Origin of the sequence: Nocardioides plantarum (genome assembly GCF_006346395.1) — a bacterium.
Taxonomy (GTDB): Bacteria; Actinomycetota; Actinomycetes; order Propionibacteriales; family Nocardioidaceae; genus Nocardioides; species Nocardioides plantarum.
On sequence record NZ_VDMS01000001.1, the window covers coordinates 365,605 to 388,748 of the forward strand.

The 23,144-nt window shown below is 74.3% G+C and carries 21 protein-coding genes; 10 read left to right on the forward strand and 11 right to left on the reverse strand.

What is annotated here, in order from left to right; genetic code table 11:
• The first annotated feature begins 122 nt into the window (after positions 1 to 122).
• Positions 123 to 2,219, forward strand: a complete 2,097-nt coding sequence (locus FJQ56_RS01670; protein ID WP_140007466.1) for a hypothetical protein — start codon at positions 123 to 125, stop codon at positions 2,217 to 2,219.
• Positions 2,216 to 3,145, forward strand: coding sequence for a glycosyltransferase family 2 protein (locus FJQ56_RS01675; protein ID WP_140007467.1), 930 nt, complete (start codon positions 2,216 to 2,218; stop codon positions 3,143 to 3,145). Before FJQ56_RS01670 ends, FJQ56_RS01675 begins: the two co-directional genes overlap by 4 nt.
• Here the strand turns inward: FJQ56_RS01675 and FJQ56_RS01680 are convergent.
• From FJQ56_RS01680 to FJQ56_RS01700, 5 genes are read right to left on the reverse strand one after another with little or no spacing between them, the layout of a single operon-like run.
• Positions 3,120 to 4,364 carry a phosphotransferase gene (locus tag FJQ56_RS01680; protein ID WP_140007468.1) on the reverse strand — a complete coding sequence of 415 codons (1,245 nt, stop codon included), beginning with the start codon at positions 4,362 to 4,364 and terminating at the stop codon, positions 3,120 to 3,122. The two genes, FJQ56_RS01675 and FJQ56_RS01680, sit on opposite strands and share 26 nt — an antisense overlap.
• Positions 4,361 to 5,671: a class I SAM-dependent methyltransferase gene (locus FJQ56_RS01685; protein WP_140007469.1), complete on the reverse strand. Its 1,311-nt coding sequence runs from the start codon at positions 5,669 to 5,671 to the stop codon at positions 4,361 to 4,363. Before FJQ56_RS01685 ends, FJQ56_RS01680 begins: the two co-directional genes overlap by 4 nt.
• Positions 5,668 to 6,564 (reverse strand): sulfotransferase family protein, encoded by an 897-nt coding sequence (locus FJQ56_RS01690; RefSeq protein WP_140007470.1) that lies wholly within the window; start codon positions 6,562 to 6,564, stop codon positions 5,668 to 5,670. Before FJQ56_RS01690 ends, FJQ56_RS01685 begins: the two co-directional genes overlap by 4 nt.
• On the reverse strand, positions 6,534 to 8,177 hold the full coding sequence (locus FJQ56_RS01695) for a polysaccharide biosynthesis C-terminal domain-containing protein (protein ID WP_140007471.1): 1,644 nt from the start codon (positions 8,175 to 8,177) through the stop codon (positions 6,534 to 6,536). The genes FJQ56_RS01690 and FJQ56_RS01695 overlap by 31 nt, the downstream gene beginning before the upstream one ends.
• Entirely contained in the window at positions 8,174 to 9,868 is a 1,695-nt protein-coding gene (locus tag FJQ56_RS01700; protein ID WP_140007472.1) for a hypothetical protein, read from the reverse strand. The genes FJQ56_RS01695 and FJQ56_RS01700 overlap by 4 nt, the downstream gene beginning before the upstream one ends.
• A 309-nt stretch (positions 9,869 to 10,177) precedes the next feature.
• Here FJQ56_RS01700 and FJQ56_RS01705 point away from each other — a divergent pair, with 309 nt between their 5' ends.
• Complete coding sequence (locus FJQ56_RS01705) at positions 10,178 to 10,888, forward strand: AfsR/SARP family transcriptional regulator (protein ID WP_170215222.1); 711 nt, start codon at positions 10,178 to 10,180, stop codon at positions 10,886 to 10,888.
• An 18-nt stretch (positions 10,889 to 10,906) separates the two neighbouring features.
• Here FJQ56_RS01705 and FJQ56_RS22840 read toward each other — a convergent pair whose 3' ends face one another.
• Complete coding sequence (locus FJQ56_RS22840) at positions 10,907 to 11,038, reverse strand: hypothetical protein (protein ID WP_281284650.1); 132 nt, start codon at positions 11,036 to 11,038, stop codon at positions 10,907 to 10,909.
• A gap of 643 nt (positions 11,039 to 11,681) precedes the next feature.
• Positions 11,682 to 12,524, reverse strand: a complete 843-nt coding sequence (locus FJQ56_RS01710; protein WP_342776402.1) for a sulfurtransferase — start codon at positions 12,522 to 12,524, stop codon at positions 11,682 to 11,684.
• A gap of 37 nt (positions 12,525 to 12,561) precedes the next feature.
• On the opposite strand from FJQ56_RS01710, the gene FJQ56_RS01715 reads away from it, so the two are divergent.
• On the forward strand, positions 12,562 to 13,596 hold the full coding sequence (locus FJQ56_RS01715) for an LLM class flavin-dependent oxidoreductase (RefSeq protein ID WP_140007475.1): 1,035 nt from the start codon (positions 12,562 to 12,564) through the stop codon (positions 13,594 to 13,596).
• On the opposite strand, the gene FJQ56_RS01720 is transcribed toward FJQ56_RS01715, so the two are convergent.
• Positions 13,541 to 14,629: a GNAT family N-acetyltransferase gene (locus FJQ56_RS01720; RefSeq protein WP_140007476.1), complete on the reverse strand. Its 1,089-nt coding sequence runs from the start codon at positions 14,627 to 14,629 to the stop codon at positions 13,541 to 13,543. The two genes, FJQ56_RS01715 and FJQ56_RS01720, sit on opposite strands and share 56 nt — an antisense overlap.
• Before the next feature lie 158 nt (positions 14,630 to 14,787).
• Here FJQ56_RS01720 and FJQ56_RS21950 point away from each other — a divergent pair, with 158 nt between their 5' ends.
• Together FJQ56_RS21950 and FJQ56_RS01725 are read left to right on the forward strand one after the other, a co-directional pair.
• Positions 14,788 to 14,931: a hypothetical protein gene (locus FJQ56_RS21950; RefSeq protein ID WP_170215223.1), complete on the forward strand. Its 144-nt coding sequence runs from the start codon at positions 14,788 to 14,790 to the stop codon at positions 14,929 to 14,931.
• Positions 14,928 to 15,530 (forward strand): phosphoribosylanthranilate isomerase, encoded by a 603-nt coding sequence (locus FJQ56_RS01725; protein ID WP_140007477.1) that lies wholly within the window; start codon positions 14,928 to 14,930, stop codon positions 15,528 to 15,530. The genes FJQ56_RS21950 and FJQ56_RS01725 overlap by 4 nt, the downstream gene beginning before the upstream one ends.
• Positions 15,531 to 15,533: 3 nt before the next feature.
• On the opposite strand, the gene ppsA is transcribed toward FJQ56_RS01725, so the two are convergent.
• Positions 15,534 to 17,942 (reverse strand): phosphoenolpyruvate synthase, encoded by a 2,409-nt coding sequence (ppsA, locus tag FJQ56_RS01730; protein WP_140007478.1) that lies wholly within the window; start codon positions 17,940 to 17,942, stop codon positions 15,534 to 15,536.
• The gene (locus tag FJQ56_RS01735) at positions 17,926 to 18,831 is read right to left on the reverse strand and encodes a pyruvate, water dikinase regulatory protein (protein ID WP_246083939.1); all 906 of its coding nucleotides are present in this window, start codon (positions 18,829 to 18,831) and stop codon (positions 17,926 to 17,928) included. The genes ppsA and FJQ56_RS01735 overlap by 17 nt, the downstream gene beginning before the upstream one ends.
• 185 nt (positions 18,832 to 19,016) lie before the next feature.
• Here FJQ56_RS01735 and FJQ56_RS01740 point away from each other — a divergent pair, with 185 nt between their 5' ends.
• From FJQ56_RS01740 to FJQ56_RS01755, 4 genes are read left to right on the forward strand one after another with little or no spacing between them, the layout of a single operon-like run.
• Positions 19,017 to 20,315: a serine/threonine-protein kinase gene (locus tag FJQ56_RS01740; RefSeq protein ID WP_140007480.1), complete on the forward strand. Its 1,299-nt coding sequence runs from the start codon at positions 19,017 to 19,019 to the stop codon at positions 20,313 to 20,315.
• A 23-nt stretch (positions 20,316 to 20,338) separates the two neighbouring features.
• Positions 20,339 to 20,908, forward strand: a complete 570-nt coding sequence (locus FJQ56_RS01745) for a sugar O-acetyltransferase (protein ID WP_246083940.1) — start codon at positions 20,339 to 20,341, stop codon at positions 20,906 to 20,908.
• Positions 20,905 to 21,363 carry an NUDIX domain-containing protein gene (locus FJQ56_RS01750; RefSeq protein WP_140007481.1) on the forward strand — a complete coding sequence of 153 codons (459 nt, stop codon included), beginning with the start codon at positions 20,905 to 20,907 and terminating at the stop codon, positions 21,361 to 21,363. Before FJQ56_RS01745 ends, FJQ56_RS01750 begins: the two co-directional genes overlap by 4 nt.
• 9 nt (positions 21,364 to 21,372) lie before the next feature.
• Positions 21,373 to 21,636, forward strand: coding sequence for a GlsB/YeaQ/YmgE family stress response membrane protein (locus FJQ56_RS01755; RefSeq protein WP_140007482.1), 264 nt, complete (start codon positions 21,373 to 21,375; stop codon positions 21,634 to 21,636).
• Positions 21,637 to 21,663: 27 nt separating this feature from the next.
• On the opposite strand, the gene FJQ56_RS01760 is transcribed toward FJQ56_RS01755, so the two are convergent.
• Positions 21,664 to 23,133, reverse strand: coding sequence for an RNB domain-containing ribonuclease (locus FJQ56_RS01760; RefSeq protein WP_140007483.1), 1,470 nt, complete (start codon positions 23,131 to 23,133; stop codon positions 21,664 to 21,666).
• Between the last annotated feature and the right edge of the window lie 11 nt (positions 23,134 to 23,144).

The following is a 23,144-nucleotide window of genomic DNA, read 5'->3' on the forward strand; positions in this document are numbered from 1 at the left end:
GCACAGCCTCACGGCTCGGATCTCGGACAGTAGGGAGCCGGAATCCCCCCGGGACCGACCTCGACGCCAGTTACCCACTTTCGGTGACGGTCGGGACCCGCGCACGGGGTTGGGTGGGGGCGGTGACCCTGGTGGCCCCGAGCATGCGCGTCGAGCGGGGCCCCGCCGTCCTCTCCCCGTCGAGCAGCAGGCGCACCGGGGGGTGGCCCGCGCACTGGCCGCTGACGGTGCTGGTGCTCGGCTACCCGGTCTGGTGGCTCCTCGGCATCGACTCGCTGCTCCCGTTCGTGCTCGCCGTACCGATGTGGTGGCAGCTGCGGGCCCGCCGTCGGTGGCGACTGCCCCCCGCGACCGGGTGGTGGCTGCTGTTCGTGCTGTGGGTCGCCCTGGGGGTCACCATGCTCTGGGTGGACGCCCCGGGCGGCGTCCCGGGCGGCGGGGCCTCCCGGCTGCTGGTGTTCGGCTACCGGCTGGCCTGGTACGCCGCCTGCGGGATCGTCCTGCTGTGGGTCACCAACCTGGACCGGTCGGTCACCGACCGCCGGCTGCACGCCCTGCTGGGCTACCTGTTCGTGGTGTGCGTGGCCGGCGGCCTCCTCGGCCTCGCCGCGCCGGGGTTCGAGGTGCGGTCGGCGGTCGAGCTGCTGCTCCCCCGGGGACTCACCTCCAACGAGTTCGTGTCCTCCCTGGTGCACCCCCAGGCCGCCGACGTGCAGACGGTCCTGGGTCGCCCGGAGGCCAGGCCCAAGGCGCCGTTCCCCTTCACCAACACCTGGGGCAGCTGCCTGTCGATCACCCTGGTCTTCTTCGTGGTGCTGCTGGCCCAGCACAAGCGGTGGCGCGGCCCGGGCGCGGTCGTCCTGGTCCTGGCAGCGATCCCCGTCGTCTACTCGCTCAACCGTGGCCTGTGGGCGTCCATCGCGCTCGGGGTCGTCGGGATGACCCTGCTGGCCGTGCGTCGGGGCAGCCGCGCCGCCGTCCTGGGCGTGATCGCGGGGACCGTCCTCGGCGTGGTCCTGCTGCTCGCCAGTCCTCTCGGCACGCTCTACCAGGACCGGCTCGACCACCAGCACAGCAACGACCGGCGCGCCCAGCTCCTCGAGGCCACGGTCGGCTCGGTGTCCACCGGATCCCCCGTCCTCGGGTTCGGCACGACGCGCGACGTCGAGGGCAGCTTCGCCTCGATCAGCGGTGCCGCGACCCCGGACTGCCCGGCCTGCGGGGTGCCGCCCCTCGGCACCCAGGGACAGCTGTGGCTGGTCGTGTTCTCGCAGGGCTGGCCCGGGCTCCTGTTCTTCCTGGGGTTCCTGTTCCGCAGCCTGGCCGCCGTCTGGCGGTGCCGCACCGCGACGCAGGCCGCGGCCAGCTTCGCGATCGCGTTCTTCGTGCTCCAGCTGCCGATCTACGACACCCTCGGGCTGCCCCTGTACGTCGTGATGGTGGCGATCGGCATGGCCGCACGCGAGCAGCTCCCCGCCCGGGCGCCTACCCCCGCCCCGTTGACGCCGACCGCGGTCGTGGTCGCCGTCCTCGCACTGGCCTCGGTCGCGGGGGCGGTGGCGGGGCGGGCCGTGGGCGGGGCCGAGCGGACCACGGAGTACACCAGCCGGGTCTCGGTCCTCATCACCCCCGCTCCGGTCTACCTCGACACCGGTTCGACCCTGGACGGCGGCCGGCTGGCGGCGGCGCCCGTGCCGCGGGAGGTCACCGTCGACACCGAGGCCGCCCTCCTCCGGTCGCAGCCGGCGCTCTCGCAGGCGGCCCGCGCCTCCGGGGTGCCCGTCGCGGCGCTCCGCACCGGGGTCACGGTCACCGCGCCACCGAGCTCGCAGGTCCTCGACGTCGACGTCCGCGCCCCGGGGGCACCGCAGGCCGAGCGGGCCTCGGCCGCCGTCGCCACGGCGTACCTCGACGTGCGTCGCTCCTACCTCGAGAGGCGTCGCGACGAGACCCTGGCCGCGCTGCGCGACCAGCTGCGCCATCTCGGCACGGGCTCGGCGCGTCTCACGACGGCCCGGGAGGTCCTGTCCTCGCGGATCACCTACCTGCTCGTCTCGCGTCCCACGATCGGCCGGGTCATCCGCCACTCCGACGCTGTCCCGGTCGGCAGCCAGCCCCTGGTGCCCGTCGCCTCCGGCGCCGCGCTGGGGCTGCTCCTCGGGATCCTCCTGCTGCGCCGCATCCGTCCCGTCCCGTCGACCACGAGGAGCCGTCCATGACGCCCAGCACCGAAGGCACCCGAACCCGTCGCGATGTCGACGTCGTCATCGCCACCCGGCACCGCCCCGAGATGGTCCGCGAGGCCATCGCCGCCGTCGGCGCCCAGGAGTACGACGGCACCGTGCGCTGCCTCGTCGTGCACGACGGGACCGAGCCCGACGCCGACCTCGTCAGCACCGACCGCGACCGGCCGGTACAGGTGCTCGGCAACGTGGGCACTCCGGGGCTCGCGGGAGCCAGGAACACCGGGGTCCGGGCCGGGTCCGCGCCCTACGTCGCGTTCTGCGACGACGACGACCTGTGGCGTCGCGACAAGGTGGCCCTCCAGGTCGGTCTCCTCGAGAGGGAGGGGGTCGACACGGTGGTGACCGGGGTCCGGATCCACTACGGGGAGGGGTCCGTCGACCGGGTCCCGCGCCCCGAGGAGCTCCGGGCCGAGGTGCTGGCCCGGCGCCGGGTCGTGGCCGCCCACCCGTCCACGGTCCTCGTACGGCGCTCGGCCCTCGAGGGCGACATCGGCCCGTTCGACGAGGCCATCCCGGGGAGCTACGGCGAGGACTACGACTGGATGCTGCGCGCGGTGGCGGTGGGCCCGGTCGCGGTGGTCGAGGCGGCCCTGGTGGACGTGCGGTGGGGCTCCTCGCAGTTCTCCCGACAGTGGCGGACCATCGTCGACGCCCTGGACTACCTGATGGCCAAGCACCCGGTCTTCCAGGCCGATCCGCGGGCCGTGGGCCGGCTGCACGGGCAGCAGGCCTTCGCGCTCGCCGCGCTGCACCGGGGCGGCTCGGTGCCCGCCATCGCCCGCACGCTCCGTGACGCGCCGACCGAGCCGCGCGCCTACCTCGCCGCCGCGGTCGCGCTGCGACTGGTCAGCGCCGACCGGGTCCTCGACCTGGTCAACCGCCGCGGCCGGGGGATCTGACCCGCCGGATCCGGGCCTCCAGCGCCGAGACCATCACCTCGGCGGGCCCGGTGATGTCGGCGCCGCGCTCGGCGTCGAGGAGCGCGGCGTAGCGACCGGCCACCGCCGCCAGGTAGAGGTCGGCCACGAGGCCGGCCCGTGGGTCCGCGGACCCGCCGGGCTGCAGCGCCGAGAGCACCACCGCGACGTCGATCCCGCGGGCCCGGGTGGCGGTCTGGACCCGGTGGTGCCACGGGTCGAGGCCGACCGGGACGCCCGACTCGAACCGTTCCCAGTCCCACAGCATCACGCGCGACCGGTGCCGCGCCATGTTCCAGGGCGTCCAGTCGCCGTGCCATGCCCCGACGTCGACCGTCGTGCGTCCGTGCTCCTCGTCGAGCGCCGCCAGGCAGCGGACCAGGCGCCGGCGCAGGTCGCCGTCGTCGCCCGCACGGGCGGTCGTCAGCTGCCGGCGCCACCACGCCAGCTCGGCCAGCGGCCGCGGCGCCTCCCCGAAGGCGCCCGACAGCTCCGCCATGGCCTCGAGCGGCGGCCGTACGGCGGCGCGCCGGCGCAGGGTCGGCACGCCGCGCAGGGGCGAGACCACCAGCACGTCCATGCCGTTCCAGGTGGAGGCGGCGAGCACCGCCGGCACCTGCAGGTGCTCGAAGCGGTGGCCTGCGAGACGTCGCAGCGCCCGGGTCTCGGCGCGCACGTCGCAGCGCGCCTGGGCCGAGTCCCCGACCTTGGCGAAGGCGACCGTCCGACCGTCGCCGTCGAACACCTGGAGGACCGGCTTGCGGTTGACCCGCGCGGGCCCCACCCCGAGCGCGATGTCGACCGGCATCCCCAGGACCCGGCCGAGGTGGTCGCGCAACGCCGTGTCGTGCGGCGCGCGCTCCACCACGACCCGGTCGCGCAGCACCGCGCCTCCCGTGGCCCGGGTGAGCGCCGCCGCGGCGAGTCGCGTGACGACGTCGCGGCCGCTGCTGGCCGCGCTGAACCGGCGCACCGCGGACGACGCCGCGGCGGCCGGACGCACGGGCACGAGGAGCTGGGCCCGGCGGGCGTCGGGCAGCAGCGCGTAGTGCTCACCCCCGCTCCCGGGGTCGGCCCGGCCCCGGGCGACCAGCTCGACGCTCGCGCCGGGCCACAGCGAGCGCGCGGTCGCCAGCAGCGCGGGAGCGCCCTCCGCGGGCCCGGGTGCCGATCTGTCGACCGGCGCCGTACCCGACGTCATCGGTCCCGGACGCAGGCGAACAGGTGCCTGCCGTAGTTGCCGTCGTACGGCGCGACGTCGTCCTGGTCGGCGCCGAGGTCGATGACCCGGTCGAAGGTGCCGTGACGCACGAGGAAGTCGCGCACGTGGTCGGTGTCCCACTCGCGCAGCGAGTCGCGGAACCACGCCTCGTGCGCCTGTCCGGTGTCGAGGAACAGCACCCGCCCGGTGACCCGGTCGAGCAGGCTCAGCAGCCCGACCGCGTCGACCTCGCCCCGGCCGAGCGCGAAGTGGTGCAGCAGGCTGAAGCACGACACCACGTCGTAGGTGCCCTGGCGCTCCCGCAGGAGCTGGACGGCGTCGCCGGTCGTGACGCGCTCGGGCGCCAGCCCGTAGGCCGCCGCCGCCAGGGTCGGCGCCAGCGGGTCCCGCTCGATGCCCTGGACGTCGTGGCCGGCGTCGGCCATGGCGGCCAGGAACCAGCCGTAGCAGCTCGCCACGTCGAGGTACGTCGCGCCGTCGAGGTGCAGGTCGCGCAGCACGGCGCGCATCTTGTCGAGGCGGTCGGTGCAGCGTCGTACGGTCGCCCACGACGTCGCGAGCTCGGGCGCGTCCACGGGCTGGTAGAGCTCGCGCTCACCGCCGATCCACGACATCCGGTCCAGGAGGTCCTGCAGGGGCGTGGTCACCGCCCGGCGTCGTACCCGCACCTCGACCGTCGGCGCCCCGTCCACGGCCAGGCGGGCGACCCGGTGGTGCCCGTCGACCACCTGGTAGCAGTCGGACCCCTGGATCGGCGCCACCAGGATCGGGGCGCCGGGCCGCGAGCCGGCGGGACGCACCGGCGTGTCCTGGCCCGGGGGCAACGGGGCGGGGTCGAGGAAGCCCCGGGCCACGCGCACGATGCCGGCGTCGTCCGTGGCACCGAACCAGTGGCCGGACACCGCGATGCTCCGCCGGGCCATGGCGGCGTAGTCCGTGCCGAGCAGCTCGTCGTCGCGCAACGGGCCGGCGCCCGCGGCACGCAGGAGGTCGGCGTGCGGACCGTCGGCGACCCGACGCGAGGTCCACATGAGGTCGCCGGTCGCCCGGGCGTAGTCCGCCCCGCGCAGGCCGTTCTGGCCGCCCAGCAGGATGCGTGGCACCGGCACCGACCGCGGGTGCGGCTCCCAGACCAGGGGGTCGGCCAGCCGGGCGCGGACCGGGGCCGGGACGGGCAGCTGCCCGGCGCGCGCCGCCCCTGCCGAGAGCCGGGCCTGCAGCACGCTGGCGCCCCGGCGTCGGGCCCGACGCAGCCGCAGCCGGGTGCCGGTCGGTACGCCGATCACGACGCCGCCCCGACCCGGCGCCACGAGGGCTCCCGACCGATCAGCTCGGCCAGCTCGCCGTCGTACGGCTCGAAGTGGCGCCTCAGGCTCCGGCGCAGCTCGTCGTCGGGCGGGGGGCCGGGCCGCGCGTTCCACGCCTCGACCTCCGTCGGCACCCAGGGCGTGAGGCCGAGCTCCTCCTGCAGCTGCAGGAAGCGGCCCCGGGTGTCGGTGAAGAAGTCGTCGGCGTCGACCACGTGGACCCGGGAGGGCCCCAGCGCGGTGAGGTAGCGCCGTACCTGGGGGGCGTACTCCCCGCGCTGGAGGTAGGCGTGGTGGCGGTGCGCGAAGCTGCGGTAGCCCGGCTCGTGGCGCAGCCGCTCGGACTCCCCCGCGGTCCGGACGCCCTCGGCGTCCAGCGCCTCGCGCAGCGGCAGCGTGTCGAAGCCGCGCGCCACCTCGTGCCGGTGTGCGGACAGGGCCCGGCTCACCGGGTCCCGGAGGAGCACGACGACGTGGGCGTCGGGGAGGTCCCGGGCGATCCGCTCGGCCGCGAGCGGGTGGAAGAGGTAGTAGCCGCTGCACTCGAAGGCGATCGGCGCCTTCCCCGACGCCCCCGGAAGGCCACGACGGACCGGGAAGTGACCCAGGTACCAGTCGCGGGGGCGGGCGTACTCGTCGTCGAAGTAGCTGGTCCCCTTGCTCAGCGTCGGGCGCCGTAGGTCGGGGTGGGCCGCCATCAGGCGGAACATCGTGGTGGTCCCGCACCGTTGCGCACCGACCACGACGATGCCCGGCCCCGGCCGCAGCCCCCAGGTCGCCCGACCCCAGGCCAGGGCCGCGTCGCGGACGCGGCCGGACGCAACGGGGCCCAGACGGTCTCCTACGGCACGTACGGCGTCTCGAGCCCGCATGTCGGGTCACGCTCCTCAGCTGGGGTGGTGGGTCGGTCGGTCGGTGGCGTGGGGGCCGTCGTGGGGGCCGTCGTGGGGGTCCGGGGCGGACGGGCCGGGAGCAGCAGGGGCAGCGCCAGCTCGTGGCGCCAGTGGTGCAGTGCCGCTGCGTAGGCGGTCAGGCCCACGCCCAGCCCGACGCACCACGACCACGGGGCGGGGCCGAGGACCGCGGAGGCGGTCACCGCCGGCGGCACGAGGCAGAGCGGCGGCAGGGCCGCGGCGAGCAGGACCTGCCGGTCCGGCCCGACGCCGAGGTCGGCGCGCACCTGCCAGGTCGCCAGGCCGCACCGGGTGACCACGGCCACCGCCCAGGCGACGGCGGCCCCGGTGATGCCCCATCGCGGGACGAGGACCACGCACAGGGCCACGTCGAGGACGAGGGTGCCGACGGCGTTGAGCATGCTGAGGTCGCTGCGTCCGGCCATCACCAGCAGCGTGTCCACCGGACCGGTGGCGACGGCCACCAGCATCGCCAGGCTCATCACCACGACCACGGCGGCGGCGTCGGCGTACCGCTCCCCGAAGAGGGCGAGGTAGCGCGACGGCGTGGTGGCCACGACGAGGTAGAGCGGCCAGGCGAGCAGGATGCCCCACGACGTGGCGACCCCGAACACCGTGGTCAGGGTGCGTCGGTCCTCGTGGACCAGGATCGCGGTGAAGCGGGGCTGGAGCACCTGCTGCAGCGCCTGGACCGCGAGCTGCCCCACCGGCACGAAACGCGTCGCCGCGGCGTAGAGCGCCGCGTCCACCGGCGTCAGCAGCACGGCCACCACGACGATGTCGGCCTTCTGGATGCCCATCTGGGCCAGCGACCCGACGCCGCGGGGCCAGGTGAATCGCCAGTACTGGCGGCCGATCCCCGACCCCTGGTCCAGCGCCGACTCCTGCAGCGACGGTCGTCGCGTCGCAGGGGCCGCGCCGGCGCGGCCCCGCAGCGACCGGACGGCGGTGACGGCCGCGTACGGCGCGGAGACGAGGTACGCCGCGGCCCACCCGAGCACGGCGGCCACGAGCCCGCCGCCGCCCGCGAGGAGCGCGGCCGGCACCGCCACCTGCAGCCCGCTCCGCACGAGGCGGTCGCCGATCACCGTCGGACCGAGCGATCCGACTCCACGTGTCGAGGCCAGCAGCACGTCGGCGAGGACCGCCGCGGGCAAGGCCAGCGCGATCCACCCGAGGAGCCGGGCGCGACCGCCCTCGATCCCGATCCAGGCCGCCACGGTGTCGCCGTGCGTCACGAGGAGGACGGCCCAGGCGGTGGCCACCAGGCTGGTCGGGACCACGGCCCACAGCACCACCCGCCGTACGGCGTCGTCGTCCGAGACCGACTCGAGGCGGAGCATGAACCGGGCCAGACCCGCCTCGGTCCCGAAGGTGGACGCGCTGACGAGCAGCGCGAACCCGGACGTGAGGGCGAAGAACCGTCCGGCGTCGGCCGGGTCGAGCCCGTGCGTGATCGTGACGGCGAGCCCGAAGCCGGCGACCGCCGCGAACCCGGACCCGGCGAGGCCCAGGGTGGCTCCGCGGGCGACGTGACGGAGCTGGACGACCGCAGGATCGGCCGGGATCACGCGCCCTCCCGCGGCCGGACGCCGACCGGTGCGGCGTCGCGCGGGGCCAGTCGGGCGAATCGGGCGAGCCGCGCGAGCCTGGCGAGACGGCGGGTGGCCCGGACGTCCCGGCCCTGGGTCCGCTCGAGCGGGTCGGCCTTCAACGGCCGGACGTTGTTCGACGGCGTACCCGCGCGTGGTTCACCGGGCCGCGGCGTCCCGCGCTCGCGCGGGTCACGGGACACGAGCACCAGCCCGATGGACCCGGCGCCGGCACGCGACAGGCTCTCCAGGTCGCTCCTGAGGGAGGCGAGGCTCACGACGCCGACCGGCACCTCGAGGACGACCAGGTCGGCACCGGCCGCCAGGGCCTGCGCCCGCGGCGAGGCCGGCGCGTCCGCGTGCAGCAGCACCAGGTCGGCGGTGGCGCGGAGCTCGAGCAGGACGGCGTCCATCTCGGGCGTGGCCACGAGGTCGTCGAACGCCGCGCCGTCGCGGCCCAGGCCGAGCCGGCCGAGCTCACCGTCCCAGTCGAGCGCCGATCCCGGGTCCGACGTCCCCTGCACGACGTCGACCAACCCCGCGGCGCCACCGCGCGGATCGTCGCCGGTGTGCCCGCCCACGTCGACGAGCACGGTGCGCAGTCGGGCGGCCGCCAACGACGTCGCGAGCGACTCCACGCACGACGTCGCGAGCGCGCGCCTCCCCGACGGTGCCCCGGCCGGACCGGCGCGACAGACCAGGACGACGGTGGTGGGACCCTGCCGTGCCGCCAGCAGGACGGCCCGCAGTCGCGCCGCGCCGGCGCGGTCGGACGCGGCGATGCTGCCCCAGCAGAGCGCGTCGAGGTCGTCCAGGTCGTCGCGACCGCGCACCAGGTCACCGCGTCGGCTCAGCTGGGCGGCGCCGACCCCACCGCAGACGGCCCCGAGCAGCAGTCCGAGGCCGGCCGGGGCCCACGGGCCCGCCGGCAGCAGCCCGCCGCCCGAGGCGGACGCCGGGGTCACCAGCTGGCCCGGGTCGAGGGAGACCGAGCCGACCTCCCCCAGCTGGGTCCGCAGCTCGCTGATCTGGGTGACGGCCGCCAGGATCTGCTGGGTCAGCAGGGAGCTGCCCGGCGAGCCGGGCTCGAGGGCGTCGAGACGGGAGACCAGGGCGGAACGCTCGGTCGTGCGCTGCTGGATCTGCTCGTCGATGTTGGCCCGCTGGTTGAACAGGGCCGACTGGGTGCGCGCCTTGCGGTAGTCGAGGTAGAGCGTCGCCAGGGCCTGGGTCGCCGCCTCGGCCTCCTGGTCTGTCGCCCCGGTCACCGAGATCGAGAGCAGCTGGGTGTTCGGCGGGACCGCGACGGACACGTCGTCCCCGGTGACGACCGGGGCCCGCGGCAGCGTCGCCGCGAGCTTGTCGAGGACCGAGTCGGAGGTGACCAGCTGCGCCTCGGTCTCGAGGTTGACCAGGTCGTCGCCGCGGGCGTCCGGGCTGAACGGGTTGCCCTGGAGCGGGTTCAGCAGGATGACGGCCGTGGCCTGTCTCTCCACCGACTGCCGCTCGCCCCACCACGCTCCGACCGCAGCCCCGGCCACGGCCAGGAGCAGCGCGGTCACCACGACCAGGCGGGGCACGGTCGCCCCGTCGAGCCGGCGGACCGTCGCCCCGACGAGCCGGCGGACGGGTCGGGCGCCGGCGGGCTCGTCGTGCGGTCGGCTGCTCACGGCCCTCACCTGGTCTCCTCCCGGCGTCGCGTGGACGCATGCTCTCCCGGCCACGGGCGGGGCAGGGACGGGATCTGGGCGACTTCCCCACAATTGGGGACGGCGCGGCGCCGGGGATCCGGTCACACTGGCGGGGCGAGGAAACGCCTGCGGCAAGCAGCCGGATGACGTAGCCTCGACGGGCGGTCAGACCGGAGCTGCGAATCAATACCACGGCGCGCGTCTGATCAGCGCACGGGGTAGGTGGTCGGGGGGCGATGGATGGATCGTGAGCTGAGCTGTTCGGTGCGCGTCCTGGGGGGACTCGAGGTGACCCGTGCCGATGGCACGGGCGTCGAGCCCAGCGCGTGGGGCACCAGCAAGACCATGGACCTGCTGCGGATCCTCGCCCTCGAGCAGGGCCGCGCCATCCGGTCGAGCACCCTGGTGGGACTGCTCTGGCCGGACGTCCCACCCGAGCGCGGGCGAGGAAGCCTGCGTACAGCGGCCAGCCGCATCCGGGTGGCGATCGGAGCCGACTGCGTGGCCCGCCGGCACGGCGAGCTCCTGCTCGTCAACGCGACCGTGGACGTCAGCGAGCTGCGCCAGCTCGCGGTCGCCGTCCGGCACGCGGCGGCTCGCCGCAGCTGGGACGAGACGATGCTGCTCACCGAGACGGCCGAGACCGTCTACCGCGGCGACTTCCAGGCCAGCAACGACGAGGCCGGCTGGGCCGTCCTCGCCCGCGAGGACCTGCGGCAGGTACGCCTGCGCATCCTCCTCGACGCCGCTCAGTGCGCGATCGAGACCGGCCGCTTCGTCGAGGCGCGCGACCTGGCCCAGACCGTCGTGACGGTCGACCCCGCCTCCGAGACCGCGCACCGCAACCTGATGCGCGCCCACGCCGAGCTGGGTGAGATCGGCCAGGCGATCCGGGTCTTCGAGGGCTACCGCACGGTCCTGGCCGACGAGCTCGGCATCGACCCGTCCCGGGTCACCCGGGAGCTGCACCTGCGTCTGCTCCAGGACCGGACCATCTGAGCGACCCGCGCGGGTCGCTCAACGTTGGTCGGTGCTCATGCCCACGGCGTCCTGAGGCGGAGCCTGCGTCGTGCCGGCGGCCGGGGAGATGTGCCACTGCAGGTGGGTCATCGGGTCGCCGAGCACGGCACCGCACACGTCGCACGTCACGTTCGGATCACCACCGCACGACTCTCGTTGCTCACGAACCACCAGGGACCTCTCAAGTCTGCGGGTCGGAAGGCAACCCCGTCAATACATGTCAACTCTGACTGCGTCCAGTGCTGCACCTTGCGCCGCGGTCAATCGTCCGTACCCCGGCGCACCGCGACCCATGCTCCCTCACGGCTCCTTTCGACCCCACCCCGGCCCGGGTGGCCGACACCCCGCCACCTCACGCCAGAGCGACGCCCGTCCGGGCGCTGCCCCGGTCCGCCGACGGACTCGCCAGCACCACGAGCACCACGAGCACCACGACCATGCCGGCCGAGCGCGCTCCCCAAGGCTGCTCGCCGGGCGTGGAGCACGGCCGGCCGTCCCGCCCCGGGTTCGCCGACGTGCCGTGCCGAAAGCGGGAAGTGACCCACCCCACGTCGCTTTCGCACCCTGCCCAAAACCGAAAACGACCCACCCCACGTCACTTCCGCACCCTGCCCAAAACCGAAAACGACCCACCCCGGGTCGGTTCGCGATCCCGGGGTGGTCGAGAAACCGAGGCACCCCGGGTCAGTTCACGATCCCGGGTGGTCAAGAAACCGAGGCACCCCGGGTCAGATCACGATTCCGGGCGGTCGAGAAACCGACGCACCCCGGGTCACGGGCCGGTGGCGACCGGCCTGTCGAGGTTGCTCCACTGCGACCACGACCCCGGGTAGAGCGCAGCCTCGAAGCCGGCGACGGCGAGAGCGGCGATCTCGTGGGCGGCGGTGACGCCCGACCCGCAGTAGGCCGCCACGGGCGCGTCCGCGGTGACACCGAGAGCCTCGAACCGGGCCCGCAGCTCGTCGGCGGCGAGGAACGTCCCGTCTGCGGCGAGGTTGTCGGTCGTGGGAGCGCTGACGGCGCCCGGCACGTGGCCGGCCTTCGGGTCGATCGGCTCGACCTCGCCGCGGAACCGCTCCCCCGCGCGCGCGTCGAGCAGGACCCCGGCGAACGACGGGACAGCGTCGGCCTCGAGGACCGGCACGGCCCCGGCGCCGAGCACCACGTCGCCCGGCTCCGGCACGACGTCGTCGGTCGCCACGGGGCGCTCGGCCCAGGTCCACGCCGACCACGCCCCGTCGAGCAGACGCACGTCGTCGAACCCGGCCCATCGCAGCAGCCACCAGGCACGCGCCGCCGCGAGGCCGCCGTTGTCGTCGTAGGCCACGACGGTGCTCCCGGCGCGCACGCCCCAGCGGCGCGCAGCCGCCTCGAGGTCGGCCGGCGACGGCAGCGGGTGCCGGCCCCGGGTCGGCTCGCCGGGCGCCGCGAGCTCCGCCTCGAGGTCGACGTAGACCGCCCCGGGGACGTGGCCGGTCAGGTAGGCGGCGTGACCCGGCGGTCCCCCCAGGGCCCAGCGGACGTCGAGCACGACGACGTGTCGGTCGTCGTCCGCGAGCAGGTCGGTCAGCTGGTCGGCCGTGACCAGCACGGAGTTGTCGGGCATGTCGGGCATGTCGACCAGTCTCGACCACCTGCGCGACCATGGCCACGTGACGACCAGCCACCGCCCCCTGCGACGACTCGGGTTCCTGACCATCGGGCTCTTCGACCCCGCCGACCCGGGTCCCGGCCACGAGTCGGTGCTCTCGATCATCGAGCTCGGCGAGCGCCTCGGGTTCGACAGCGCGTGGCTGCGACACCGCCACCTGCAGCACGGCATCTCCTCACCGCTGCCGGTGTTGGCGGCTGCCTCCCAGCGCACCAGCCGGATAGAGATCGGCACCGCGGTGACCCCGCTCGGCTGGGAGAACCCGCTGCGCCTGGCCGAGGACCTCGCCACGGTCGACGTCCTGTCCGGCGGGCGGCTCAACCCTGGTCTCAGCGTCGGGCCGCCGATGCACCTCGACGACGTCAAGGGCGCGCTCTACCCCGACACCGCCGAGCTCGAGGACTTCACCTACGGCCGCGTCGAGCGGCTCCTGCGCCTGGTGCGGGGCGAGCCGGCCAGCTCGTTCTCCGGCGTCCAGGGGATCGAGACGTTCTCCGAACGCGTGGAGCCGCACTCCCCCGGCCTGGCGTCGCGACTGTGGTACGGCGCCGCCAGCACCCGCTCCGCGCAGTGGGCCGGGGAGCAGGGCCTCAACCTGCTGACCAGCAGCGTGGTCAAGGCCGAGTGGGCCGAGGGCGAGGAGCCGCTCGACTTCGCCGAGATCCAGCGCGGCCAGATCGAGACGTTCCGCGCGCACCACCCCCTCGGCGCCGCGGCCCGTGTCTCCCAGGGCCTCGTGGTCGTCCCGACCGACTCGGCCACGCCCGACCAGCGTCGGCGGTACGCCGACTACGCCGCGTCGCGCCTGACCCGCACCGCGACCCCGCAAGGACCGGGGCGGCTGATGTTCGCGCCCGACCTCGTCGGTCCCAGCGACGAGCTCGCCGAGCGCCTGCGCGCCCACGCGGGCTTCCGCGAGGTCGACGAGGTGGCCGTCGCGCTGCCGTTCACGTTCGGGCACGACGACTACGTGCAGATGCTCACCGACCTGGCGACGCGTCTCGGTCCCGCGCTGGGCTGGTCGCCGGCTGGCTGATCGGCCGCGTGAGCTCGTGGACACAGGTCGCAGCGGTCGGCCGGTAGCCGAGTGCCTCGTACAAGTGCAGCGCCCCGGAGGCGTTGTCGGCGTCCACCCCCAGGCCGGCCGCGTCGAGGCCGGCCGCCGCGAAGCGACGCATCGACTCGGCCAGCAGCGCCGAGCCGATCCTCCGCCCGCGGTGGCTGGCCGCGACGGCGAGCTCGTCGGTGTAGCCCTCGGTGTAGCCCTGCACCGCCCAGTCCTGCTCCCACGCGCAGTTGATCGCGGAGCCCACGACGGCGCCGGTCTCCTCGTCGAGCGCGAGCACGCTCCAGTCGGCCCGGAAGGCGTGCGAGCCCACGTGCTCCGCCCACATCTCCTCAGTCCGGTCGACGTGGCCCCAGTGGTCGCGGAAGGCGAGATCGACGAACCGGTGCAGCTCGGGCCCCCGCGTCGGGTCCCAGCCGACGAGCCGCACCCCCGGCACGACAGGACCCGACGTCCCCGGGTCGATGTCGTCGAGGCGGCGCGACAGCTCGAAGAAGAACCGCTCGACCACGAGCCCGTGCCGCGTCGCCAGGTCGCGTACGTCGTCCTGCCCGGTCGGGGCGTAGAGGCGCAGCACGAGCGGGCCATAGTCGTCCTCGCGCGACGCGGCGTCCCAGGCGAGCCCGTGGGCGAGCTGCCAGCGCAGCACCGCCCGGCCGATGCCCTGTCCGCGGCGGTCGGGCCGCACGGCACCCCCGAGGTGCACCCCGCGGCGCTCGGTCACGGCCCGGTTGCACCCGGACCACGCCACGGCCACCGCCGCCCCCGCCTCGTCGCGCCCGAGCAGGGTGTCCTCGTCGGGCCGCGAGCGCGGGGAGTCCCAGTACTCCTCGAGGTCGGCCAACGACTGCCGCTCGGGGTTGGCGTCGTACGTCTCGCACTCGGCGTAGAGGGCGGCCACCTCCGGCAGGTCGTCACGCCCGAGCGGGCGCCAGGTCAGTCCGGGGAGGGCGTCGAGGTCGTCTCGGCACTGTCGTTCGGCATGGGGATCGTCGAGGAGCACCTGGTGATCCTGGGTGCTCGACCACGGCGGGCACAACCCGATTGCCCGCACCTCGCGGGTCCGGGTCGCGGTCCGCGTCGGCGTCGGCGTCGCCACCGTCCCTCCGAGACGACCTCGACTCTTAGATCCGGCTCATGACCCCTCGCTACCGTTCGGGCATGAGCCTGTTGAGCAAGCTGACCAAGACCGGGATCGCCGCCAAGGCGATCAGCGAGGCCCGCAAGCCCGAGAACCAGGCGAAGGCGAAGGCCGCGCTGCAGAAGCTGAAGGACAAGCGCAAGCCGCGTCCGCAGGCCCGGTGACGTTCGTCAAGATCTGCGGCCTGAGCACCCCCGCCGACGTCGACGCCGCGGTCGAGGCCGGCGCCGACGCGGTCGGGTTCGTGATGAGCAGCCGCAGCCCGCGCCACGTCACGCCCGCGCTGGCCACGACGCTCGTCGACCACGTGGCCGGCCGGGCGCTCACGGTCCTGGTGACCAACGACCTGCCCGTCGACGAGGCGGTGACCCAGGCCGTCGCGACCGGTGTCGACGTCCTGCAGCTGCACGGTCCGGCGTACGACGCAGGCGCGTTCGCCGTCGCCGCCGAGGCGGGCGTCCGCACCTGGCGGGCCACGTCGCTCGCGCAGGATCCGCACCCCCGCACGGGCAGCCACGGCGAGGACGCGCTGCTGCTCGACTCCCCCGTGCCGGGCTCGGGCCACCGGTGGTCCGCCGCCGACCTCACCACGCGGCCGACCGGGCGGTGGCTGCTCGCCGGCGGGCTCGACCCGGACAACGTCGCGGCGGCGGTCGCCGAGCTGGCGCCGTGGGGCGTCGACGTCTCCAGCGGTGTCGAGAGCAGCCGCGGCGTCAAGGACCACACAGCAGTCCAGCGGTTCGTGGCCGCCGTCCGCGCCTGAGGCTCAGGCGGTCGCGCCCTTGGCGGCCAGTCGCTGCCAGGTCGCCACGACCGTGTCGGGGTTGAGCGACATCGACTCGATGCCCTGCTCGAGCAGCCAGTCGGCGAGGTCGGGGTGGTCCGAGGGGCCCTGGCCGCAGATGCCGACGTACTTGCCGCGGGCCTTGCAGGCCCTGATCGCCAGCTCGAGCATGTGGAGCACCGCGGGGTCGCGCTCGTCGAAGCCGTCGGCGACCAGCGCGGAGTCGCGGTCGAGGCCCAGGGTCAGCTGGGTCATGTCGTTGGACCCGATCGAGAAGCCGTCGAAGTGGTCGAGGAACCGGTCGGCCAGCACCGCGTTGGACGGCACCTCGCACATCATCACGACCTTGAGGTCGTTCTCGCCGCGCACCAGGCCGTTCTGGCCGAGCAGGGCGATGACGCCCTCGGCCTCCTTGAGCGTGCGGACGAACGGGATCATCACCCAGACGTTGGTCAGGCCCATCTCGTCGCGCACGAACCTCAGCGCCTCGCACTCCATCGCGAAGCACTCCGCGAAGTCCTCCGACAGGTACCGCGACGCGCCGCGGTAGCCGATCATCGGGTTCTCCTCGTGCGGCTCGTAGTGCTCGCCGCCGACCAGGTTGGCGTACTCGTTGGACTTGAAGTCGCTCATCCGCACGATGACGGGGTACGGCGCGAACGCCGCCGCCAGCATCGAGACGCCCTCGGCCACGCGCTGCACGAAGTACTGCCGCGGCGAGTCGTACGCCGCCACGGCGGCCTCGACCTCGGCGCGCAGCCTGGGCTCGAGGCGGGACGGGTCGGCCTCGAGGTCGAGCAGGGCCTTGGGGTGGATGCCGATCTGGCGGTTGATGACGAACTCGAGCCGCGCGAGCCCGACCCCGCGGTGGGGCAGCTGCGCGAAGGAGAACGCCTGCTCGGGGGTGCCGACGTTCATCATGATCTTGACCGGCACCTCGGGCATCGCGTCGAGCTCGGTGCGCTCGATCGCGAAGTCGAGGATGCCGCCGTAGACCAGGCCGGTGTCGCCCTCGGCGCACGAGACGGTGACCTCGGCGCCGTCGGCGAGCTCCGTGGTCGCCGAGGTGGTGCCGACGATCGCGGGGATGCCGAGCTCGCGGGCGATGATCGCGGCGTGGCAGGTGCGTCCGCCGCGGTTGGTGACGATCGCCGAGGCCCGCTTCATGATCGGCTCCCAGTCGGGGTCGGTCATGTCGGCGACGAGCACCTCGCCCTCGACGAAGTCGCCCATCTGGTCGACCGACCGCAGCACCCGCACCGGACCGGCGCCGATCTTCTGCCCGATCGCGCGCCCCTCGACCAGCACCGTCGCGTCCTTGGTCGTCGCCGCCTCGATCGAGAACCGCTCCTGCGCGCCGGAGCGCCGCGACTGCACCGTCTCGGGGCGGGCCTGGAGGATGTAGAGCAGGCCGTCGACGCCGTCGCGCCCCCACTCGATGTCCATCGGGCGCCCGTAGTGCTCCTCGATGACCAGGGCGTGGCGGGCCAGCTCGGTGACCTCGGCGTCGGTCAGTGACAGCCGCTGCGACTGGGCAGGGTCGACGTCGACGAACTCCGTCGTCCGGCCCACGGTCGGGTCGTCGGTGTAGACCATCTTGGTCAGCTTGGCGCCCAGGCCGCGCTTGAGGATCGCCGGCCGGTCGGCCCGCAGCGCCGGCTTGTAGACGTAGAACTCGTCGGGGTTGACCGCGCCCTGCACCACACCCTCGCCCAGGCCCCAGGCCGAGGTCACGAACACCGCGTCGGTGAAGCCCGACTCGGTGTCCATCGTGAACATGACGCCCGAGGCACCGACGTCGGAGCGCACCATCTTCTGCACGCCCGCCGACAGCCCGACGTCGGCGTGCGCGAACCCGTGGTGCACCCGGTAGGCGATCGCCCGGTCGTTGTAGAGGCTCGCGAACACCTCACGCACCGCGTGCAGCACCGCGTCGATCCCGCGCACGTTGAGGAACGTCTCCTGCTGCCCCGCGAAGCTCGCGTCGGGCAGGTCCTCCGCCGTCGCCGAGGAGCGCACCGCGAACGAGGCCTGGTCGCCGGAGCCGGCGGCGAGCGTGTCGTAGGCCGAGCGGATCTCGGCCTCGAGGTCGGCCGGGAACTCCTGGAGCACAACGGCCTCGCGGATCTCCTTGCCGACCTCGGCCAGGCGGCGTACGTCGTCGGTGTCGAGGCCGTCGAGCAGGCCGGTGATGCGCTCGGCCAGGCCCGTCTCGCCGATGAAGCGGTGGTAGGCCTCCGACGTCGTCGCGAAGCCGTCGGGCACGCGCACCCCGAGGTCGGTGAGGTGGGAGACCATCTCGCCCAACGAGGCGTTCTTGCCCCCGACCTGCTCGAGGTCGGCCAGGCCGATCTCGGAGAACCAGCGGACGTTGCTACTCGGGGTGCTCACGGGGTGCCTCCTGGGCGTCACGGGCCTTGATGCGCTCACGGCTGGGGACGCCGCCGCTGCGCTTGAGGGTCTGCAGGACGAGGGTGGCCATCTCCTCCACCGACTTGGCCGAGGAGTCGATGACCGGGATCCGGTGGGCGGCGTAGAGCTCGCCGGCCTGGCGCAGCTCCCACCGGCACTGGCTGATGTCGGCGTACTTGGAGCCCGGCCGGCGCTCGTTGCGCACCCGGCTGAGCCGCTCGACGGTGGTGGTGATGCCGAAGCACCGGTCGGCCAGGTCGGCCACCGGGCGGGGCAGGTCGCGGGACTCGAGGTCCTCCTCGACGAGCGGGTAGTTGGCGACGAAGAGCCCGTGCTGCAGCGCGAGGTACATGCTGGTCGGCGTCTTGCCGCAGCGCGACGGCGCCAGCAGCACCACGTCGGCCCGGTCGAGCGCGCGCAGGCTCTGCCCGTCGTCGTGCTCGATGGTGAACTCCACCGCGGCCATCCGGGTGTTGTAGCGCTTGATGTCGCCCACGCCGTGCAGCCGCGCGACCTCGCGCACGCCGCGCCGGCCGAGCACGCCCTCGACCTTGGCCATGTGCATCTCGAAGAAGTCGATGATGGGGGCGCGCGTCTTGGCCAGCTCGGTGCGGATGTGGTCCTCGGCCGCCGTGGTGAAGGCCAGCGGTGTGACCGGCCCGTCCATCGCCTCGTCGAGGATCTGCACGACCTCCCGCGCCTCTTCGACGCTCTTGATGAACGGGATCGTGGTGCGCTCGAAGACCAGGTCGGGGAACTGGATCAGCAGGGCGTTGCCCATCGTCTCGGCGCTGATGCCCGTCGAGTCGGACAGGAAGAACACCGGCACCGGAGCACCGTTGCGCGGGTCGGGCTCCTCGAGGATCACCGCTGTCCCCCTTTCCTCGTGAGCGGTCGCCACGCGTTCGTCGACCATCGCTGGACCCTAGTCCGCGCCTGCCCCGGAGGGCGTGTCATCTCGCCCATCACGACCACCCCTGCGGGCGAAGGGTGCCGACAGCAGCCCCCCGGCCGGGTTAGTTTCACCCCACCACCCACCGACGGAAGTGCGCCATGACCGAGACCCCGCTGCGCGTCGGCGGCCGCTACGACCTGGCCGAGGTCCTCGGCCGGGGCGGCATGGCCGACGTACGACGAGCGCGCGACTCGGTCCTGGGCCGCGAGGTCGCGATCAAGCTGCTGCGCACGACCGACGAGCTCGACCGGTCCCGCTTCGACTCCGAGGCCCGCCTGCTCGCGCTGCTGTCGCACGAGAACATCGTGACGGTGCTCGACGCCGGTGTCGACGACGGCCGGGCGTGGCTCGCCCTGGAGCTGATCGACGGCGACACGCTGGCCGACCGCTACCGTCTCGGGCCGCTCGACGCGACGTCCCTCGCCGCGCTCGGCGCCCAGGTCGCCGCCGCCCTCCAGCACGCCCACAGGCACGGCATCGTGCACCGTGACGTCAAGCCGTCCAACGTGCTGGTCGACGGCACCGATCGTGCCCGGCTCACCGACTTCGGGATCGCCCGGCTGGTCGACGACCGGTCGGCGCTGACCATGACCGGTCACGCGGTCGGCACCGCCGCCTACATCGCCCCGGAGCAGGTGAGCGGCGAGCCGGTCACCACGGCCAGCGACGTCTACGCCCTCGGCCTGCTGCTCCTCGAGGGCCTCACGGGCCGCCGGGAGTACCCCGGTCCCCCGGTCGAGGCCGCCCTCGCCCGGCTCCAGCGCAGCCCCCTCGTGCCCGTCTCGCTGCCGACCGGCTGGCCGTCCCTGATCGCGGCGATGACCGCACGCCGACCCGAGGACCGCCCGACCGCCGACGCCGTGGCCCAGCGGCTGCAGGCCCTGGGATCGGTCCGAGCTCCCCAGGTCGCCGGTCCCCTGTCCACGGCCTCGCTCCCGGTCCTGGTCCCGCCCCCGGCCCCCGTCGGAGCCGAGCGTGGCTCGAGGCGCCGCCCGGGCTGGGTGCTCGCCGGCGTGGCCGCTGCGGTGGCACTCGTCGTCGCCGGGAGCGCCCTGCTCCTCAGCGGCTCACCGGGCGAGTCGCCGGTCGACTCCGTCGTCGAGACGACCCGGCCGCCCACCTCCGCACCGGCCCCGGTCGCGCGCACCACGACCCCGGTGGCCACCTCGGCACGGGCCAGCTCCACGGCCAGCTCCACGACCGTCCCCGTGGTCACCGACCCCGACCCGACCACGCCCGCAACGCCCACCCGACCCACCAAGCCCACGACGACGAAGCCGAAGGGCCCGACCAAGCCGAAGGGCAGCGACAAGGACACGACCGGCCCGAAGGGCCCGGGCAAGGACAAGGGCAAGGGCCCGGGCAAGAGTCCGGGCAAGGGCCCGGGCAGGCGCTGACCACAGCCTTCTAGGCTGCCCGGGTGACCTCCCCCGACGACCGCACCATGCGCGAGCGGATGCTCGCCGGCGACGACTACATCGCCGACGACCCCGAGCTGACCGAGCTGAGCCACGCCGCGCGCGACCTGACGACGGCCTACAACGCCACCGGGTCGCGCGAGCAGCCGCTGCGCCGCCACCTGCTCGAGCGGCTGCTGGGCGCGGTCGGCGACGACACCGAGATCCGGCCGCCGTTCCAGGTCGACTACGGCACCCACATCTCCATCGGTGCGCGGTGCTTCGCCAACTTCGGGCTCGTCGCCCTCGACGTCGCCACGATCACCATCGGCGACGACGTGCAGATCGGACCCCACGTCCAGCTCCTCACCCCCACCCACCCGCTCGCCCCCGAGCCCAGGCGCGCCAAGTGGGAGGGCGCCCGGCCCATCGTGATCGGCGACAACGTCTGGCTCGGCGGCGGCGTGATCGTCTGCCCCGGCGTGACCATCGGTGCCGACACGGTCGTGGGCGCCGGCTCGGTCGTCACCAAGGACCTGCCGGAGCGGGTGCTCGCCGTCGGCAACCCCGCCCGGGTGATCCGCGAGCTGTGAGCTGGACGACGTGCTCGCTCGGGCACGCCCACTGGGGCCGGTACGGCGCCGCCGGGCTGCTCGCGCGCGACGCCACGGTGCTGCTGCAGCTGCGGGCGGGCTGGGCCCACCAGGGCGGCACCTGGTCGGTCCCGGGAGGCGCCCTCGACCGCGGTGAGTCCCCCACGCAGGCCGCGCTGCGCGAGTCCCACGAGGAGCTGGGGCTCGACGCCGGCGCCGTCGTCGTCCGCGGGTCGCGGGTCGCGCTGTGCGGCGGGTGGGCCTACGAGACGGTGCTCGGCGAGCCGGCGACCGCGTCGTGCGAGATCGTGCTGCGCGACCGCTCCGAGAGTGCCGGGCACGGCTGGGTGCCGGTCGACGAGGTCGACGCCCTGCGGCTGCACCCGGCGTTCCGGCGGGCGTGGAACGACCCGGACCGGGTGCTGCGCGACTTCGCGTCAGGCATTACGACGTAAGGTGGCCGCATGATCGGATTCCTCGTCGCCGGACTCATCATCGGAGCGCTCGCGCGCCTGCTCAAGTCGGGCAAGCAGGACCTCGGCCTGCTCGGCACGCTGGGCCTGGGCGTGGTGGGCTCGATCATCGGCGGCACCATCGCCTCGATCATCGGCAGCGGCGACATCTGGGAGCTCAACGTGCTGGGCTTCATCTTCTCCGTGATCGCCGCCGTGCTGCTCATCGGCGTGGCCCAGACCATCGTCGGCGACCGGTCCAAGGGCCGCGTCTGAGCCAGCCGGTCGATCCGGGCGAGCCGGTCAGCCGACCAGCTCGAAGCGGACCGTCCGGGTCGCCACGTCGGCGGCCGTCAGGCGCACCGTGACGTCGTGCCCCAGCGGCAGCGCGGTCGTCCCCGTCACCGGCGCCTCGACACCGAGCGACCCGACGGTGACCTTGCCGCGCGTCTCGTTCTTGTCGTCGACGGTGACCACGACGCCCTCGAACGTCTCGCCGACCCGTCCCGACAGCAGCCCCGCCTCGACGAGGTCGACGACCGCGCGCTCGTAGGCCGAGGCCTTCTGCCCCGACGTACGCATCTCGTCGGGGAGCGCCGGCAGCGCGGCCAGCACCCACCCGGGCACGGGCTGCTCGGCACACAGGGCGACGCACACCTCGCCGCCGTAGCGGTCGACCAGGCGGCGCAGCGGGGCGGTCACGTGGGCGTACTCCGAGGCCAGGGCCGAGTGCTGCGGCTCGGCGGGGACCTCGCCGTCGAAGGCGACGTAGCCGCTGCCGCGCAGCAGCCGGGCACTGGCCACGATGACCGCGGCGTGGGCCGGGTCGTCGGGGTCGAGCGAGCGGATGAAGTCGGGGTGCAGCTGCTCGGCGGGCCAGTCGACGCCCAGGGCCCGCGCGGTGCGGTGCAGACGCTGCACGTCACGCGGGTCGGGCGGCGGCAGGGTGCGCAGCACGCCGACGCGGGCGTAGACCATCAGTGCGGCGGCCCCGAAGCCGGTGAGCAGCGAGACCTGCGCGTTCCACTGCTCGACCGGCAGCAGCGTGCGGAACTCCAGGCGCCACGCACCCGGCTCGCCCTCGACGCAGGTGTCGACCTCCTGCTCGGGCAGCGGCAGCGAGACACCGCCGCGGGCGGCGTCGCGCGCCAGCCGCTTCTCGCCGATCTCCTTGACCAACATCAGCACCTCGGAGGCCGACCCGTCGTCGATCGCGGCCTGCGCGCCCTCGTAGGTGAGCTGGGCGGTCGAGCGGACCAGCGCCCGCTCGACGTGCACGTCGGTGCCCTCGCCGTCGGCGTCGACCCGGATCGTCCAGAGCAGCGCCGGGCGCACCTGGTCGGGCAGCAGCGACGCCGCGTCCTCGCTGATGACGGGCGGGTGCAGCGGCACCTTGGAATCGGCGCCGTAGAGGGTCTGCCCACGCCGGTGGGCCTCGAGGTCGACCGGGTCGCCGGCGGTGACGAACGCCGCCACGTCGGCGATCGCGTAGTGCAGGACGTAGCCACCGGGCCGCTCGGCGTCGCGCTGCACGTGCAGGGCCTGGTCGAGGTCGCGCGCACCGTCGGGGTCGATGGTGACGAACGGCAGGTCGGTCCGGTCGAGATCGGGAAGCCGGGGTGCGGCGGCGGCACGCTCGGCGGCCTCCTGGACCTCGGGCGGGAACTCCGGCGTCACCTCGAGCTCGGCCTGGATCTGCTCGATCCCGTGGCGGAGCGTGGTGACGACGGCACTGTCGTCGGTCCGGACCCGGACCACGCGGCTGCTGGACATGGCTTTAACCT